The following is a 17,357-nucleotide window of genomic DNA, read 5'->3' as shown; positions in this document are numbered from 1 at the left end:
CCGGTTTTTTCATATTTCCAGAAAACCAAACGTTTAGTGAGTCTGCTCTTCCTTGGCCTCACCTGCCGCCTCTTCCTGCTTGCGCTTCAGCGCCTGGGCGTAGATGGCGTCAAAGTTCACCGGCGCCAGCATAAGGGCCGGGAAGCTGCCCTTGTTGACGATGCCGTCGATGGCTTCGCGGGCGTAGGGGAACAGAATGGTCGGGCAGTACGCGCCCAGCATCTGACCGAGCTGCGGGCCTTCAATGCCAGACACCATGAATACACCGGCCTGCTGGATCTCAACGATGTAGGCAACCTTCTCGCCGACCTTGGCAGTCACGGTCAGCGACAGCACCACTTCATACTGATTATCACTGATCTTGTTGTGGGCGGTATTCAGATCCAGGTTCACCTGCGGCTTCCACTGCTCCTGAAACACCAGGGGAGCGTTCGGGGACTCAAAAGACAGGTCCTTCACATAAATGCGCTGAAGGGCAAACTGGGGTTGGTTCTGGTTTTCGGTGCCTGCGGCTTGCTGATTCTCAGCCATGATCAGTCCTTTCGTTCTGGTAAAAAGGGCAACAGCCCGTTGTTATGGTCACGTGAGCCGAAACAGTCTACTGCGTGGTCCCGGCAGGTAATGTGAAACAGTGCGACAGATCGGCAATCAGATCAAGCCCTGTTACTTTTTCACCAGCGGCAGATTGCTGGCTCTCCAATCGGTGATACCTCCATTCAGGCGCACCACATTGGCGTAGCCCTCAGCATTCAGCTGCTTGACCGCCATGGCCGAATGCTGGCCCATTTTGTCCGCCACAATAATCTGCTTGTCTTTGAACTTGCTTAACTCATTGGCGCGGCTCTTGAGGCTGTTCAACGGGATATTGATGGAGCCGGTAATGCGACCTTCGCCAAACTCCTTGCGATCCCGGATATCCACCACTACCGCCTCATCCTTGTTGATCAAAGTAACGGCACCCTGAGCCGAAATTTTGGTGCCACCCCGCCGGGATTCCAACACCAGAATGGCCACCAGGAATGCCACGAACAGTGATACCAGAATGTAATGATTGACTACGAATTCAAACAAGCGGTCCATGAAACTACCCTGAAAATTTGATTTGGCGGGATTATACACACCCGTAACGACTCAAAGAAGGCAAGCGTCTTCGCCGGCAGGCTGCAAGCCCCGAGCCTCAAACCATAGTGCCAATGCATGATACCGATGTGCGCCCTTACGTGGCCTGCGCAAATGAAAACGGTTACAATCTGACCCACTTCAAATCCGTTACTTTCGCAATCAACCGGACGAAATGATGACCGACACGCGCAAGCCCACTGCACTGATTATTCTCGACGGCTGGGGCCACCGGGACCCGGCTGAAGACAATGCCATTTCCAACGCCCAGACTCCGTTCTGGGACAAGCTCTGGCAGAATCAGCCCAAGACCCTGATCAACACCTCAGGGATGTTTGTGGGCCTGCCCCAGGGCCAGATGGGCAACTCCGAAGTAGGCCACATGAACCTGGGTGCCGGCCGGGTGGTCTATCAAAGCCTGACGCGTATCGACAAAGACCTTGAAGACGGCAAGTTCCAGAGCAACGACGCCCTGTGCAACGCCATTGATAAAGCCGTAGCCAATGGCAAGGCCGTTCACATCATGGGCCTGTTGTCCCCCGGCGGCGTACACAGCCACGAGGACCATATGCTGGCTGCCGCAGAGGTTGCCGCGGCCCGTGGTGCCAAAGAGGTGTACATTCATGCGTTCCTGGACGGCCGCGACATGCCCCCGCGCAGTGCTCGCCCGTCCCTGGAAAAAGCCGCAACCAAAATGAAAGCCCTGGGCGTTGGCCGGGTGGCGACTATCGTGGGCCGCTACTTTGCCATGGACCGCGACAACCGCTGGGATCGGGTGGAAGCCGCTTACAACGCCATGACGTTGGGCGAGGCGGAATTCACGTTTGAAGATCCGCTCACCGCGCTGGATCAAGCCTATGAGCGGGGCGAAAACGACGAGTTCGTAAAAGCCACTCACATTCGCGCCGAAGGCCAGCCGGAAGGCACCATCAACGACGGCGATTCGGTACTGTTCATGAACTTCCGGGCCGACCGCGCACGGGAAATGACCCGCACCTTCGTGGAACAGGACTTCGACGGCTTTGACCGCCGAAAGCACCCGGCACTGGCCGACTTTGTCATGCTGACCGAGTACGCGGCAGACATCAAAACCTCCTGCGCCTACCCGCCGGAGCAGCTGAGCAACGGCCTGGGTGAATATATGGCCGCGCTTGGCAAGACCCAGTTGCGCATCGCTGAAACCGAAAAGTACGCCCACGTCACCTTCTTCTTCAACGGCGGCCTGGAAACCCCGTTTGAAGGCGAAGACCGCATTCTGGTGCCGTCCCCGAAAGTCGCCACCTACGACCTGCAGCCGGAAATGAGCGCACCGGAAGTCACCGACAAGCTGGTCGAAGCCATCAAGAGCGGCAAGTACGACCTGATCGTATGCAACTACGCTAACGGCGACATGGTTGGCCATACCGGCAAACTGGACGCCGCCATCAAAGCCGCTGAGTGCCTGGACCAGTGCGTGCAGCGGGTGGTGGAAGCTTTGGACGAGGTGGGCGGTGAAGCGCTGATTACCGCCGACCACGGCAACTGTGAGCAGATGACCGACCCGAACTCAGGCCAGCTGCACACCTCCCACACCATCGGCCCGGTGCCGCTGGTTTATACCGGCCACCGCAAGGTCACTCTCAAGGATGACGGCAGCCTGTGCGATATTGCACCGACCTTGCTCGCCCTGATGGGCGACGAAAAGCCAAAGGAAATGTCCGGGCACAGCCTGGTCGATTTCAGCTGACCCGGCTGCCGGAATACGTGTTCACGCGGCTCGCCATACTGGTAGTGGCCCTCATGCTGGGGGTCACGCCACTGCACGCCCAGCAGGAGGTCACGCCGGCCCAGGTCGAAGCGCTTAAAAAGCGTATCGCCACTATCGACAAATGGCTGGTCAGCGCCGAGAAGAACCGGTCCGACCTTGAAAAGCAGCTGGTTGCCACCGAACGCAGAATCAGCGACCTGACCCGTGAGCGCCGCGAACTTCGGGCCCGGGCGGATGAACAGCAGCAACGGCTTGGCGAACTGCAGACGCAGGAAAATGAACTGGCCGAGACCCTCGACAAACAACGGGACAGCCTGAAGAAACAAATACGCGCCGCCTGGATGGAAGGCGATGCACCAGCCCTGAAAGTTCTTCTTAATGAAATCGAGCCGGGCATGATCGCCCGCACCCTGACCTACTACGAATATCTCAGCAAAGATACCGTTGAACGGCTTGAAGCCTTCCTGGCCAGTCTTCAGGAACTCAAAGCCGCCCGCGCGGCTGTCCAGGCCAGCCGGGTGGAATTGGCGAAAACCGAAAGCAACCTTGAGCAGCGCCAGAAGCAACTGGCGGACACCCGCAAGGAGCGCGAGCAAACCCTGGCGGCCCTGAATGCCGACATCCGCACCCGCCGCGGCGAGCGGGATGATCTGGAGGCAGACCGCAAACGTCTGGAGCGGCTGCTGGAAGAGGTTCAGGAAGCCATTGCCAGCATTCCCGCCCCCAACGAGTCGCGCCCCTTCAAATCACTGCGTAACCGCCTGCCATGGCCGGTCCAGGGCCGGGTTGTGAGTAACTACGGTGCAACCTACGCCGATGGCAAGCTTCGCCGTAATGGCCTCATCATGAACACCTCGGAAGAAGCCGAGGTCAAAGCCGTGCACTACGGCCGCGTCGTTTTCGCCAACTGGCTTCGCGGTTTTGGTCTGATGACCATCATCGACCACGGCGACGGATATATGACATTGTATGGTCATAGCAGCAGCCTGTTCACCGCCCCCGGGGACTGGGTAGGTGCTGGCGAAACCATTGCCCTGGCCGGGCGCACCGGAGGCACGGAAGATCCGGCGGTGTATTTTGAAGTGCGCCAGAACGGCAAACCGGTCAACCCCCGCAGCTGGCTTGGCAAACCCTGAACCAAAGGGCTGACAAACACCGCGCCGGGCGCCATACTGTCGGGAGCCTAGCTGGTCCAACTTGCGGAAACACAACAGGATATGTGAATGAAACGGGTTAGAAGTACTCTCCAGATCTCACCACTACGCGCCATCGCACTTGCGACCTGTTGTCTGGCCGCCCCCGGACTGGCCCTGGCACAAGACCAGGAAGCCCAGACCCAGCAGATTCTGGAAGGCATCCAGAACGGCGAGCGGGTACAGATTCAGCTCCCTGACCCGGAAGAACAACTGCCCCTGGATGACCTGAGGAAGTTCACCGAAGTCTTCAGCCGCATTAAAGCCGCCTACGTGGAAGAAGTGTCAGACCGCAAACTCCTCGAAAGCGCCATCAAAGGCATGCTGTCTGACCTGGACCCCCACTCCACCTACCTTGCCCCCAAGGATTACGAGGAACTGGAAGAAAGCACCTCCGGTGAGTTTGGCGGTCTGGGCATTGAAGTGGGTATGGAAAACGGCTTTGTAAAAGTCATTGCACCCATTGACGACACCCCCGCTCACAAAGCCGGCGTACTGGCAGGTGACCTGATCATCAAACTGGACGAAAAGCCGGTCAAAGGCATGTCGCTTGAGGAAGCCGTGAAACTCATGCGCGGCAAACCGGGCACGGTACTGACCCTGACCATCATGCGGGAAGGCGAGAGCGCCCCGATCGAGATCGACGTTACCCGCGATGTCATCAAGGTAACCAGCGTTAAATCCCGGATGATTGAAAACGGTTACGGCTATGTGCGGATTACCCAGTTCCAGGCCGAAACAGGACGGCAATTCCGCCAAGCCCTGACCAAACTGGAAGAAGAATATGGCGGCGACCTGGATGGCCTGATTATCGACGTTCGCAACAATCCCGGCGGCGTATTGCAGGCAGCCGTCGAAACCGCAGACGCCTTGCTGGATGAAGGGCTGATTGTTTACACCGAGGGGCGCATCCAGAGCTCGCGGCTTCGCTTCAGCGCCAAAGCCGGCGACATTATGGAAGGCACCCCCATCGTTGTTCTGATCAACGGTGGCTCGGCCTCCGCCTCCGAGATCCTGGCCGGTGCGCTGCAGGACCACGGCCGTGCGGTGATTATGGGCACCAAGTCGTTCGGCAAGGGCAGCGTGCAAACCGTTATCCCGCTGGACGAAACCCACGCTATCAAGATGACCACCGCCCGCTACTACACACCGGAAGGCCGCTCGATCCAGGCCACCGGCATCAAGCCAGACATCGAAGTTCGCCCCGCCGAGCTGACCGAACTTGACGGACGTCCCTTCTTTACCGAGGCAGACCTGAGCGGCCACCTGCAAGGTCAGGATGAGGAACAGGAACGCCTGGAACGGCAACAGCAAGCCGAAACTCCGGCTTCTGCAGCTGAGCGCGATTACCAGCTGCGTTCCGCGCTGAACCTACTGAAAGGCATGAACATTCTCAACCGGCGGGATCAGGGCAAAAATCAGTGAGGCTATTGAAAACCGTTATTCTGCTGGCCGGCTTGATGGTCGGGCCGGCAGTCTTTGCCGCGAGCCCCGGGGGAGATCAGTATCCCCCGACGATTGCTATTATCATCGATGATATGGGCCATAACCTGTACGAAGGGCAGCGGCTGGCGCAGATGGAACAGCCGCTGACACTGGCCTTCCTGCCCTTCCGCAAACACACTACCTCTCTCGCCAAGCTCGCCTATCAGCAGAACAAGGAAATCATGCTGCATGCGCCGATGGCCAATACCCGGCACTTTGGGCTGGGGCCCGGGGGGCTGACACCGGATATGGACGAAGCGACCCTGACCAAAACTCTGAGGCGCTCGCTGCAGTCCATTCCCCATGTCAGCGGGGTGAACAACCACATGGGCAGCCTGCTTACCCAGCAATTGCAGCCTATGGACTGGGTGATGAAGGAGCTTTACCGATACCCGGTGTATTTTGTTGACAGCCGTACCATCGCCAACTCCATCGCAGGGCAAGTGGCACAGGCCTACCAGATTCCCAGCCTGACCCGGGACGTATTCCTGGACCACGAACAAACCGAAGAATTTGTCGACCACCAGTTCCAGCTTCTGATCAAAACCGCCAAAGAAAAAGGCACGGCCATCGGCATCGGCCACCCTCACAAAGTGACTGTGGATTATCTGGAGAAGCACTTGCCGAAACTGGATGAACAGGGCATAGCCGTCGCGACCGTGAGCGGCATCTGGGCCATGCGTAATGGCAACCGGGAGATGTTTGCGGAAGGCGAGAAGCAGGCCATTCGGCCTGCCTACGCTAAAGGGGATTAATCCCGAACTTCGATACCCTGTGCCTTCATAAAGGCCTTGGCCTCGGGAATGGTGTGCTGGCCGAAGTGGAAGATGGAGGCTGCCAGTACCGCATCGGCACCACCCTGAGTAACACCATCCGCCAGATGCTGCAGCTCACCCACACCACCTGAGGCAATCACCGGCACCGCCACAGCATCGCTGATGGCTCGTGTCAGCCCCAGATCAAAACCGATCTTGGTGCCGTCGCGGTCCATGCTGGTCAGCAGCAGTTCACCCGCCCCCAGATCCACCATCTTTTTGGCCCATTCAACGGCATCCAGGCCGGTGGGCTTGCGGCCACCGTGGGTGAAGATTTCCCAGCGGGGTTCTTCGCCTTCTGCACTCACGCGCTTGGCGTCAATGGCGACCACGATGCACTGGCGACCAAAACGCTCGGCAGCTTCTTTCACGAATTCCGGATTGAAGACCGCAGCCGTGTTGATGGACACCTTGTCGGCACCAGCATTCAGCAGCTTGCGTATGTCGTCAACGGTGCGCACGCCGCCGCCCACGGTCAGCGGGATAAACACTTCTGCGGCCATGCGCTCTACGGTTTCGTAGGTGGTGTCTCGGCTTTCACTGCTGGCGGTGATGTCCAGGAAGGTGATTTCGTCCGCGCCCTGTTCGTTGTAGCGTCGGGCCACTTCAACAGGATCGCCGGCATCGCGGATATCCACGAAGTTGACGCCTTTAACCACGCGGCCTTTGTCGACGTCCAGGCAGGGAATGATGCGTTTTGCCAGTGCCATGATCTGTCCTCAGTTTTTCAGGCTGTCGCAGTAGGCTTGCGCTTCGGCCACATCCAGGGTGCCTTCGTAGATGGCTCGGCCGGTGATGGCGCCGATCACGCCTTTGTCCGCTACGGTGGCCAGGCGCTTGAGGTCGTCCATGTTGGTGACGCCGCCGGAGGCGATCACCGGGATGCCGCCCTCTTCCGCCAGTTTGGCGGTGGCTTCCACGTTCACGCCCTGCATCATGCCGTCGCGGGCGATGTCGGTGTAAACAATGGAGGATACGCCGTCGTTGGCGAAGCGCTTGGCGAGGTCTACCGCCATGACTTCGGAGACTTCGGCCCAGCCGTCGGTGGCGACGCGGCCGTCTTTGGCGTCCAGGCCGACGATGATGTGGCCGGGGAATTCTTTGCACATTTGGGTGACGAATTCAGGCTCTTTAACGGCTTTGGTGCCGATGATGACCCACTGCACTCCGGCCTTGAGGTAAGCTTCGATGGTTTCGGCGGAGCGGATACCGCCGCCGATCTGGATGGGCAGGTTCGGGTACTTTACCGCAATGGCTTTGACAATTTCGCCGTTGACGGGTTCGCCGGCGAAGGCACCATTGAGGTCGACAAGGTGCAGGCGGCGGGCGCCGGCGTTGACCCATTTGGTGGCCATGTCGACGGGGTCGTCACCGAATACGGTGGAGTCTTCCATGCGGCCCTGGCGCAGTCTTACGCATTTGCCGTCTTTCAGGTCGATAGCGGGGATAATCAGCATTTTGTTCTTCCTCGGAGTTTGCCGTCTGGGAGATGGCCGCCCGCCCACTGCCACGGGGAGAGCCCTCCGGGACACGCTGTGAATACGTCCGTGTACGCTTGACTGCAGCATCCTTGCTGCAGACAGTCCCGGAGGGCTCTCCCCGCATCAGCGGGCTACTCGTTTCTTGCCCGCAAAATCATCCGAGCAGCAACGAACGAGTTTCTCCCTCAGCTTTTTCCAGTCCAGTTCGTGAAGTTTTCCAGCAACTGCAGGCCTGCCCGGGCGCTTTTTTCCGGGTGGAACTGCGCTGCAAATATGTTGTCTTTTGCAACCGCCGCAGCCAGGTCGACACCGTAACGGGTGCGGCCGGCCATGTCGGCGTTGCCTTCGGCTTCGGCGTAGTAACTGTGCACAAAGTAGAAGCGGTCGCCGTCCGGGATGTTGTGCCAGAGCGGGTGGTCTACGGTGTGGTACACCTGGTTCCAGCCCATGTGGGGCACTTTCAGGCGTTCGCCGTTTTCGGTGAGGTTGTCACCAAAGTAGCGGACTTCGGACGGAAACAGGCCTATGCCTTCCACGCCGCCGTTTTCTTCGCTGCGGGCCATCAATGCCTGCATGCCGACGCAGATGCCGAGGAACGGGCGGTCCTGAGAGACTTCTTTAACAAGTTCAACCACGCCCAAACGGTGCATTTCGGCCATGCAGTCGCGGATGGCGCCAACGCCGGGCAGGATCACCCGGTCGGCTTCGCGGATTTTGGCGGCATCGTCTGTAACCAGCACGGTGCAGTCCGGGGCCACGTGCTCTACGGCTTTGCGGGCGGAATGCAGGTTGCCCATGCCGTAGTCGATGATGGCGACGGTCTTCATGGTGTATCTGTTCCTTTCGGTGACCGGTTACAGGGCGCCTTTGGTGGACGGGGTGATGCCCGCCATGCGCTCGTCCATTTCAATCGCCATGCGCAGTGCGCGGCCGAAGGCTTTGAACACGGTTTCGATCTGGTGGTGGGTGTTCTTGCCCTTCAGGTTGTCGATGTGCAGGGTCACCATGGAGTGGTTGACAAAGCCCTGGAAGAACTCTGCAAACAGGTCGACGTCAAACCCGCCCACGCTGGCGCGGGTGTAGGGTACGTCCATGAGCAAACCGGGGCGGCCGGAGAGGTCGATGACCACGCGGGACAGGGCTTCGTCCAGGGGCACGTAGGCGTGGCCGTAACGGCGGATGCCTTTTTTGTCGCCAACAGCCTGTTTGAAAGCCTGGCCGAGGGTGATGCCGATGTCTTCCACGGTGTGGTGATCGTCGATGTGCAGGTCGCCCTTGCAGGTGATGTCCAGGTCTACCAGGCCGTGGCGGGCAATCTGGTCCATCATGTGCTCAAGGAAGGGCACGCCGGTGTCAAAGCAGGCTTTGCCGGTGCCATCGAGGTTGATCTCGACAGAGATCTGGGTTTCAAGGGTATTTCGCTCTACCCGAGCCTTGCGTTCAGCCATGGAGACTCCGTCTAGAAAACAGGCTTGCTACTGTAAACATTCAATTCGCAGATTATACCTGTTAACACAGCCGGAGTCCCGCAACCGCATCAATCGCCCTGATAGCTCAGAACGCGTTCTTCAGGTTGTTCATGTAGGTGTCTACAAGGCTGTTGAACTCGTGTTTGATGACCGGGCTGATGGCCAGCTTGAGCAGGCTGGGCAGGGGCACTGTCAGTTGGGCGCTGGTCTGGAAACGCACTTTGGTTGAGTTGTCGCCGTTGGCAGTGAGTGTCCAGGCGCCGCTGACCACGCCGTTGCCTTCGCCTTTTACCGGCTCCCAGGTGATCTTTCCGTTGTCTTTGTCTGCGTGATAGGTGCAGGCATACACAGACTGGATGGCGTGCTTGTCGACACCCACTTTTTCCATTTCCCAGCGGTAGGCGTTACCACCGAGATCAACCAGCTTGTCTACTTTCGGGAAGTGGCTGGCAGATTTGGGGACGTCTGCCAACAGATCGAATACTTCGTTATAGCCTGCCGGAATCTCCAGGTCCCGGTTCAGCTCAATCGATACGGTAATGGCCACAGCCGACTCCTTCTTGTGCTTATTTATGTGCCGGGCGTTCGCGCCGGCCTCGGAAAAGAGGGTATTTTGAACCAAGACTAACGCATTGTCATATTCCTGCACTGTTAATTTACTAACCCTGCGTTATCCTTTGGGTTATTCATCCGTAATAGTCAGGTACCACACCCTGCCGGGAAGACAAGGAACTCGTACCATGAAAGTTATTCGCTATGCGCTTTATGCCGTGATCGCCCTGATTGTGCTGGCGGTCGCCGCTATTGCCATTGCCGTTGCCGTCATCAATCCGAATGCTTACAAGCCCCAGATTGAGGCTGCGGTTGAGAAACACACCAACCTGGATCTAATTCTGGAAGGCGACATTGGCTGGTCCTTCATTCCTCTGGGCCTTGAGCTGAACGATGTCGAGGCCACTCTGGAAGGCGAGCGGCTGGTTGCGCTGGAGCGATTGGTTGCCCAGATCGATTTCTGGTCGCTGATTGCCATGGCGCCGCGGGTGAATACCTTCCTGCTGGACGGCCTGGATGCGCGACTGGTGGTGAACGAACAGGGCGAGGGTAACTGGACGCGAATCATGCCCGGAGGTGAACCCGCCGAGGCGCCTGAACCGGCGGCAGCGGAGCCAGACACAGCATCCGAGGAAGCCGCGGGCGGCGAGATGCTCGACTTCAACGTTGAAAACATCGAAATCACCAACGCCCGGATTCACTACAACGACCTGGGCACCGGCCAGTCTGTGACCCTGCAAGATTTCACGGTTTCCGCCAGCAATATCACCCTGGGCTCCGAATTCCCCCTCGACATTCGCTTCAAGGTGGAAACCGCCCAACCGCAATTTGCTGTTGATGGCGGCATCAGTGCCCGTGTGAACGCCAATCAGGCGCTGAACGAATTTGCGGTATCCGGCCTCAAAGCCGTCTTTGACATGAACGGCGAACCGTTCGGTGGCAAATCCGTGAAGGCGGAAGTGGCCGGCTCGCTGCAGGCCAATCTGGAGGAGGAAACCGCCTCTCTAAACGATTTCACCGCCAGCCTGGCTAACCTGAAGCTGAGCACCAACCTGAATATCAGGGGTTTCGGCGATCAGCCAGCACTGGATGGCCGCCTGGAGATTGCCAGTTTCTCGCTCAAGCAACTTCTGAGCAATCTGGGCCAGCCGGCAATAGAAACCGACGATCCGGATGTGCTCAAAGCCATTGCACTGTCCACCAACCTTGGCGGCCAGCCGGGCACCGTTGCCCTGAGCGACCTGAAAATCACCCTGGATGACACCACCTTCAACGGCGGCGGCAGCTACAATCTGACCAACGGCGGGCTCACCTTTAACCTGCAGGGCGACAAGATCAACGCCGACCGTTACCTGCCGCCAGCCTCCGATGAAGAAGAGGCGGCTCCACAGCAAACCGCCGAAGCGGGTCCGGAAGGCGACCTGTTGCCACTGGAAACCCTTCGTGACCTGCTGCTGGATATCGATTTTGGCCTGGGCGAGCTGATCATCAGCAACCTGACCATCAACGAGATCAAGGCCAGCACCACCGCCAAAGACGGCCTGCTGCAAGTGGATGAGTTCAGCGGCAAACTCTATGACGGCAGCTTCGGCGCCAACGTCACCATTGATGCCCGCACAGACAATCCGAAATGGCGGGTTCGTTCTGATGTGACCAATGTAAAAACCTTGCCGTTGCTTACCGACCTTGCCGAAGTAGATATGCTGTCTGGCGCGGCCAACCTGAAAGTGGCTGTCGACACCAACGGCAACCGCGTCTCTACCCTGCGCAACAACGCCAAGGGCGAAATCAGCTTCAACCTGGCCGAAGGCATGCTGCGCAACATGAACCTGACCCGCATGGCCTGCCAGGGCATTGCTCTGGCCAACCAGGAAACCCTGGGCACCACCGACTGGGGCACCCACACCCCCTTCAACGATATGCGTGGCACCCTGAAAATTGATGGCAACACCCTGAACAACACTGACCTGGTTGCCGCACTCGCCGGTATGCGCCTGGAAGGCGATGGCACGGTAGACATGGAGCAGAGCCAGCTGGATTACGAACTGGGCCTCAGAATTGTGGGCGAGATTCACCGTGACAATGCCTGCCGGGTAACCGAATACGTTCAGAACGTCGTGATTCCTGTGGAGTGCCGCGGCAATTTCGTTGAGAACCCCGCAGGCCTGTGCTCATTCGACGGATCACGTTTCCGTGACACCCTCAAAGACATCGCCGCCAATGCGGCCCGAGCAAAGGTTCGGGAAGAGACAGATCGCGCCAAGCAGCGGGCCGAGGAGAAGGCTCGCGAGGAAATCGACAAGCGCCTGGGCGAAGATGGCGAGCGTGTGCGGGATGCCGTTCGGGGGCTGTTCAACCGATGAGTGACCGGTTCGCCGACCAGCTACTGGCGTGGTACGACCAACACGGCAGGCACAACCTGCCGTGGCACCATAACCGCAACGCCTACCGGGTGTGGGTCTCTGAGATCATGCTTCAGCAGACCCAGGTCACCACTGTCATCCCCTACTTCGAAGCTTTCATGGCAAGCTTTCCGGATGTGCATGCCCTGGCCGCCGCGCCAGAAGACGATGTGCTCAGCCACTGGTCCGGCCTGGGCTACTATGCCCGCGCCCGCAACCTGCACAAAGCCGCCAAACAGGTGGTTGAGGAATTCGGGGGCGAGTTCCCCTGCACCCAGGAGCAACTCGAATCCCTCACCGGCATTGGCCGCTCAACCGCCGCCGCCATCATTGCCCAAGCCTTCGGACAACCGGCCACCATTCTGGATGGCAATGTAAAACGGGTCCTCGCCCGCTATCACGCCGTACCCGGCTGGCCCGGGCAAACCCAGGTGCTCAATACACTCTGGGAACACGCAGAAACCCATACGCCCGATGACCGGGCCAGAGACTACACCCAGGCCATCATGGACCTGGGAGCCATGGTGTGCACCCGCAGCAAACCCGCCTGCGACTCCTGCCCGATCAGTGATGGATGTGCAGCCAGGGAGCGCAATGAGGTAAAACTTTACCCGGGCTCAAAGCCGAAAAAAGCCAAACCGGAAAAAACCACCTGGATGCTGATCCTTGAAGACGGCGAAGGCCGCATCCTGCTGGAGCGCCGGCCTCCCAGCGGCATCTGGGGCGGCCTGTGGAGCCTGCCGGAGCTGGACCCGGCATACGGCTCGGAAGAGCTGCAGGACGCCTGTGAGAAAGAACTGGGCATCACCTGCCAGAACCCGGACCTGATTACCGGCTTCAGGCACACGTTCAGCCATTACCACCTGCACATCCAGCCCGCGCGATTGCCAGTCATAGACGTATCCGGCATTGCTGATTCCGACAGGCACCGCTGGCTGCATCGCGATGAAGCATTGTCTCTGGGCTTGCCTGCCCCTATTCGCACCCTGCTGACAGAACCGGAGCAAGCCGCCCTGCTCTGACCCCAGCAATTGCCGATGCTCAAGTCACACCCGGAATTGATCTGTTATCATTCGCCAAACTGAACATCAACACAGGAGCCGCCATGAGCCGCACCGTATTCTGCCGCAAATACCAGAAAGAAATGGAAGGCCTGGCCATGCCCCCCATGCCCGGCCCCAAAGGCCAGGAGATCTATGACAACGTCTCCAGGCAGGCCTGGGAAGAATGGCAGAACCAGCAGACCATGCTGATCAACGAAAAGCACCTGAGCATGATGGACCCGAACAACCGGAAATACCTTCAGGCACAGATGGAACGCTTCTTCAACAACGAGCCGTTCGACAAGGCTGAAGGCTACGTTCCACCGGAAAAATAGCCAAACTGATCAAGGCCTGAACAACCGGAAAAGATTCTGAAAATTTTTGCCGGGCGGCCTTGACTACCCAACCCTAAACCGGTTTAATAGCGCCCCGTTGCAGCACATAGCTCAGCACGCCCGGATAGCTCAGTTGGTAGAGCAGGGGATTGAAAATCCCCGTGTCGGTGGTTCGATTCCGCCTCCGGGCACCATGAATTCAATGACTTAGCCCGCCTTGTGCGGGCTTTGTTGTTTCTGGGTGTCAACCAAGTGTCAACCGAGTTTGACGAGACGATCTTAACTGCCGCCCCATACAGGTTTGCCTTGCCCTACAATCACAGGTAAATTCCAACACTGTGGTAACATACAGTATGTGTGAGTCGATAATTTGCGCAAACAGGTGCAAAGATGACATCTTCCAAAGCTGTCAAGTTCGCTAGAAAAGCCCTCGAGTTTGCATGGGACAAACAGTTCCCTGTTGATCCTAAAAGGATAGCAGCGGGATTAGTAAAAAAAGAAGATGGAAAGGATTTCAAAATTGTCGTAGAGACAAAATCTCCTTTTGATGAAGAACTTGGTTCTGCAAGCGGATATGCAGAATTCCGGGAAGGTACGCCGGGCAGTTTCGTATGCGCATACAATGGCCTAGAACCCCCATACAGAAACCGCTTCACAATTGCTCATGAACTGGGCCATGTCCTTTTGGGACATGTAGCACCAGGCAAGAAGCGAAAGCGAGATACTACGTTCAATTCCAATGGAGATTGGGATGAAGTCGACGCGAACGCCTTTGCTGCAGAGCTACTGATGCCCGAGGCTTACGTGCGAGAAAAAGCCAAAACCATGACCGACATTTCTGACTTGGCCTCTTTCTTTGGTGTGTCACCAACAGCGATCAAAAACCGCCTGAAAAACCTTGGAATTCTGTAAATGTCTGATGAAAGCGATACTCCATTTGGTGCTGCCGAAGGCGGAGATGAAAACGCCAAGCGAGATGAGGCAAGCGACGAGCGGTATGACTTTTCAAGCGACCAACAAAGCATTGACTCAGAGATATTGAAAAGGCAGAAAGCTGCCAGAATTATGTCGATAACCATTGCATGCTTGATGGGAACGCTTTCGCTTGTATTTTTCGCATTAGCAATATGGTTTGCGTTCCGGTTCGCAGATAACTATTACCTGCACTTTCACTCCGATGCTAGCCACATAAATCCGACCAAATTAGTGCTAGCTGCATTCTTGATCCCTGTCGTACCGGCAACCTTCTTCTCAGTACTGGGGATAATTACGCTGGTTACGACATCGCGGTTTGTCACAGCTTTTACCAACCAAAATGAGCGCAATGAGGACGACGTTGGCACAATACAAACGCTCATGCGAGAAGTCGGTTCAATTATTAAAAACATCAAAGGCGGCTAATTGACTTTAGCCAACAGGGCTTAATCCGACCACGATTTCCAGATGGTCAGGAGAAAGATGAGCGTATCGCATAGTAAGCTTGATATCTGAATGCCCCAAGATCTTCTGCAGGGTAAGAATATCGCCCCCCTTCATTACAAAATGACTCGCAAAGGTATGACGGCAAACATGGGTTAGCTGACCGCGAGGTAGGTCAATCTTCGCTCGCTCGATCGCCTTCCGAAATGCCGCGCTACAGCTGACGAATGGCACCTCTTCTATCAGTTCTTTGTAGAGCTTTTCCGAAAGCGGAACGCTGCGTGATTTACCAGATTTCGTGTAGTTATAGGTCACCCTGTATGGCGTGAAATTAGACCTGGTAACGCCCTCCGCTTCCGACCACCTGGCGCCGGTTGCTAAAGCCAACCGTGTAACGTGGTAAAGACTCGGATTCGACGATGCCTTGCATTCCTCCAGTAGGCGAGAGATTTGCTCCTGGGTCAAAAACGTTAGCTCGTGCTCATCAAGCTTGAACTTGCGGAGATTCTTAAGCGGGTTTGGGTAACTCCATTCTCCCTGGCGAATCAGTTCATTGAACACAGCGCTTAAATACGTGTGTTCATGGTTAAGGGTGTTCTTCCCTACCCCGTCGTTCTCCATTCTGAGACGCCGATACATGGCAAACTCTGAAACCGTGAAACTGGTGGCCCTGGGGTTTCGCAGTCGTTGCGCGATGTCATCAAGCTTCTTCTTCCGGCTTGCGCCATCTTTTAGTGTATGCCCGTGGGAGTCATACCATTGCTGGATTAGGTCTTTCAGGGTTCTCTTATCCGGACTCGGATTCCATTCTTCACCCGATGCCAGGTTACTGAGCACCCAACGTTCAAAACGCAGCGCCTCTGATTTCGCATCAAAGGATTTCCGGACACGCTTCTGCCCTCTTCCACCTGGCTGGATGTCTACCTGCCATCGTCCCGATGGTAGCTTTTTGATCATGCCGCCACCTTGGTCAGTAGTCGTCGTTTCGTGAGTCCGTCCTGGACGAGCTGGAAGAGTTCGTTTTCGTAGATTTCCCGTCGTCGGTAGTAATTACACAAGTCCTCCCAGAGTCCGGACTTTTTGAGGCAGTCCCAGGCCTGTCTGGCGTTAAATCGGTTGCGCGCATAAATGCTCAGGAGATTGCCAAAGGCCAGGGAGACGTTCTTTTCGTTGCCGCAACCGGGTTCCTTTTTTGCGCGTTTGTACATCAGATCAGGGGCGCTGTAGCCGAAGCCGATGTCGTCACGCAGTTTGGTCCAGATGGGGTGACACCATTCGCGTTTGACCTCATAGCGGTTGGCTTTCAGGGCGTATTGCCAAAGGCCCGTCAGGTGCGGAACCGCGTCCATGTAGGTGTAGATGGGCTTCATGTTCGGTGTGCCCTGAGAGACCTCGTTGACGATCCGGTGATGGAAGCGGATTTCCAGGCGCCAGACGGGTTTATCTGGGTCGTAACAGGTGTCCGGGAAGGTGTCTTCGTTCACGGCGCATTCCCAGATGCTTTCCATGAAGGCGCGTTTGTCGGAGACGTCGATTTCTTTCGACTTGTCGTAGAGGCACACCTGGAGGCTGTTGGCTTTACCAAAGGTGTAGGTTTCACCGCGTCCGTTGATGGTGGCACCGTCCAGGCCTTTGAACACCAGGTCACTGAGGCCGTTGTGGACGCTGATGGTTTTGGCACGGGTAACGAAGTGGCTGGCAAAGTCCTGGGGCGGCTCCCAGCCCTGGAAGTCGACAGCCAGATGTAAGGCGATGCCAACGGGTTTGATGCCGGTCAGGAAGAACATGCCCCACTCTGCCAACTCGTCGTGTATCTGCTGGCTGGAGCGTTCATAGAGCCATCTGGGGGAGGTTTCAATTTTAACGTGGGTGCCGGGGTTGTCGGGTTCGGCGTAGAAGTTCTGCAGAAGGATGGTCAGGCCGTATTCCCGGTTTTGAAGGATGTATTTGAAACCACCGCGTCTGCCGGACTGGACTTTGAACTCTATGTCTTTGACGGTGATGGTGGCGTCGTAGCTTTCGTTGTAGGCCTCGACGATCTGGGCCAGGGGTTCGGGTTTGAGTCTTCCCTCAAACAGTTGCCTGACGGTGTCTACGCCGGTCCAGAGTACGTTAACGTTCTGCAGGTTGACCTGCTGACCTTCCGGGCCGATGAACAGATCCCCTTTGCCGATTTCTCCGGTTCGGATGTCCATTCTTTCAAAGTCTTTGATTTTCATCTGTGGCCTTCTGTGGATGTCTGTGGTGTTAAATCGACTGTCGTCGTTTTCTATGAGACGTGTTACAGGGACGTCTCT

At 57.1% G+C, this 17,357-nt stretch carries 18 protein-coding genes and 1 tRNA gene; 10 read left to right on the top strand and 9 right to left on the bottom strand.

The features are described from left to right. Positions 1–33: 33 nt before the first annotated feature. Both secB and C7H10_RS09305 read right to left on the bottom strand, forming a co-directional pair. Positions 34–531 carry a protein-export chaperone SecB gene (gene secB / locus C7H10_RS09310; RefSeq protein ID WP_058090491.1) on the bottom strand — a complete coding sequence of 166 codons (498 nt, stop codon included), beginning with the start codon at positions 529–531 and terminating at the stop codon, positions 34–36. Positions 532–663: 132 nt separating this feature from the next. Further along, positions 664–1,080 carry a rhodanese-like domain-containing protein gene (locus C7H10_RS09305; RefSeq protein WP_106694646.1) on the bottom strand — a complete coding sequence of 139 codons (417 nt, stop codon included), beginning with the start codon at positions 1,078–1,080 and terminating at the stop codon, positions 664–666. 217 nt (positions 1,081–1,297) lie between these two features. Between C7H10_RS09305 and gpmI the strand changes: the two genes are divergently transcribed. The 4 genes from gpmI (at position 1,298) to C7H10_RS09285 (ending at position 6,299) form a co-directional block, all read left to right on the top strand. Further along, positions 1,298–2,845: a 2,3-bisphosphoglycerate-independent phosphoglycerate mutase gene (gpmI, locus tag C7H10_RS09300; RefSeq protein WP_106694645.1), complete on the top strand. Its 1,548-nt coding sequence runs from the start codon at positions 1,298–1,300 to the stop codon at positions 2,843–2,845. 53 nt (positions 2,846–2,898) lie between these two features. Then, positions 2,899–4,002, top strand: a complete 1,104-nt coding sequence (locus C7H10_RS09295; protein ID WP_106695143.1) for a murein hydrolase activator EnvC family protein — start codon at positions 2,899–2,901, stop codon at positions 4,000–4,002. 87 nt (positions 4,003–4,089) lie between these two features. Then, on the top strand, positions 4,090–5,484 hold the full coding sequence (locus tag C7H10_RS09290) for a S41 family peptidase (protein WP_106694644.1): 1,395 nt from the start codon (positions 4,090–4,092) through the stop codon (positions 5,482–5,484). A gap of 35 nt (positions 5,485–5,519) precedes the next feature. Further along, a complete protein-coding gene (locus C7H10_RS09285) occupies positions 5,520–6,299 on the top strand; it encodes a divergent polysaccharide deacetylase family protein (RefSeq protein WP_106695142.1) in 780 nt (259 codons plus the stop codon). Here the strand turns inward: C7H10_RS09285 and hisF are convergent. The 5 genes from hisF to C7H10_RS09260 form a co-directional block, all read right to left on the bottom strand. Then, the gene (hisF, locus tag C7H10_RS09280) at positions 6,296–7,069 is read right to left on the bottom strand and encodes an imidazole glycerol phosphate synthase subunit HisF (protein WP_072676352.1); all 774 of its coding nucleotides are present in this window, start codon (positions 7,067–7,069) and stop codon (positions 6,296–6,298) included. The two genes, C7H10_RS09285 and hisF, sit on opposite strands and share 4 nt — an antisense overlap. A 9-nt stretch (positions 7,070–7,078) precedes the next feature. Beyond that, positions 7,079–7,816, bottom strand: coding sequence for a 1-(5-phosphoribosyl)-5-[(5-phosphoribosylamino)methylideneamino]imidazole-4-carboxamide isomerase (gene hisA / locus C7H10_RS09275; protein WP_072676351.1), 738 nt, complete (start codon positions 7,814–7,816; stop codon positions 7,079–7,081). Positions 7,817–8,025: 209 nt separating this feature from the next. Next, a complete protein-coding gene (gene hisH / locus C7H10_RS09270) occupies positions 8,026–8,667 on the bottom strand; it encodes an imidazole glycerol phosphate synthase subunit HisH (RefSeq protein WP_106694643.1) in 642 nt (213 codons plus the stop codon). A 27-nt stretch (positions 8,668–8,694) separates the two neighbouring features. Further along, entirely contained in the window at positions 8,695–9,288 is a 594-nt protein-coding gene (gene hisB / locus C7H10_RS09265; RefSeq protein ID WP_058090483.1) for an imidazoleglycerol-phosphate dehydratase HisB, read from the bottom strand. A gap of 106 nt (positions 9,289–9,394) precedes the next feature. Next, positions 9,395–9,856: an SRPBCC family protein gene (locus C7H10_RS09260; RefSeq protein WP_106694642.1), complete on the bottom strand. Its 462-nt coding sequence runs from the start codon at positions 9,854–9,856 to the stop codon at positions 9,395–9,397. A gap of 193 nt (positions 9,857–10,049) precedes the next feature. Here C7H10_RS09260 and C7H10_RS09255 point away from each other — a divergent pair, with 193 nt between their 5' ends. The 6 genes from C7H10_RS09255 (at position 10,050) to C7H10_RS09230 (ending at position 15,042) form a co-directional block, all read left to right on the top strand. Next, positions 10,050–12,224, top strand: coding sequence for an AsmA family protein (locus C7H10_RS09255; protein WP_106694641.1), 2,175 nt, complete (start codon positions 10,050–10,052; stop codon positions 12,222–12,224). Continuing rightward, positions 12,221–13,285: an A/G-specific adenine glycosylase gene (mutY, locus tag C7H10_RS09250; RefSeq protein ID WP_106694640.1), complete on the top strand. Its 1,065-nt coding sequence runs from the start codon at positions 12,221–12,223 to the stop codon at positions 13,283–13,285. Before C7H10_RS09255 ends, mutY begins: the two co-directional genes overlap by 4 nt. An 83-nt stretch (positions 13,286–13,368) precedes the next feature. Then, positions 13,369–13,641 carry an oxidative damage protection protein gene (locus C7H10_RS09245; protein ID WP_061332992.1) on the top strand — a complete coding sequence of 91 codons (273 nt, stop codon included), beginning with the start codon at positions 13,369–13,371 and terminating at the stop codon, positions 13,639–13,641. A 118-nt stretch (positions 13,642–13,759) separates the two neighbouring features. Further along, positions 13,760–13,835: transfer RNA gene (locus C7H10_RS09240), tRNA-Phe, on the top strand. A gap of 196 nt (positions 13,836–14,031) precedes the next feature. Further along, positions 14,032–14,553: an ImmA/IrrE family metallo-endopeptidase gene (locus tag C7H10_RS09235; RefSeq protein WP_106694639.1), complete on the top strand. Its 522-nt coding sequence runs from the start codon at positions 14,032–14,034 to the stop codon at positions 14,551–14,553. Then, on the top strand, positions 14,554–15,042 hold the full coding sequence (locus C7H10_RS09230; protein ID WP_106694638.1) for a hypothetical protein: 489 nt from the start codon (positions 14,554–14,556) through the stop codon (positions 15,040–15,042). It begins immediately after the preceding gene. 6 nt (positions 15,043–15,048) lie between these two features. Here the strand turns inward: C7H10_RS09230 and C7H10_RS09225 are convergent, their stop codons facing one another. Both C7H10_RS09225 and C7H10_RS09220 read right to left on the bottom strand, forming a co-directional pair. Next, positions 15,049–16,017: a phage integrase gene (locus C7H10_RS09225; protein WP_106694637.1), complete on the bottom strand. Its 969-nt coding sequence runs from the start codon at positions 16,015–16,017 to the stop codon at positions 15,049–15,051. Further along, positions 16,014–17,279, bottom strand: coding sequence for a hypothetical protein (locus C7H10_RS09220; RefSeq protein WP_106694158.1), 1,266 nt, complete (start codon positions 17,277–17,279; stop codon positions 16,014–16,016). The genes C7H10_RS09225 and C7H10_RS09220 overlap by 4 nt, the downstream gene beginning before the upstream one ends. Between the last annotated feature and the right edge of the window lie 78 nt (positions 17,280–17,357).

Source organism: Marinobacter shengliensis (assembly GCF_003007715.1).
Lineage (GTDB): Bacteria > Pseudomonadota > Gammaproteobacteria > Pseudomonadales > Oleiphilaceae > Marinobacter > Marinobacter shengliensis.
The sequence above is the reverse complement of the archived record's forward strand: the minus strand, read 5'-3'. Positions and strand labels throughout refer to the sequence as shown.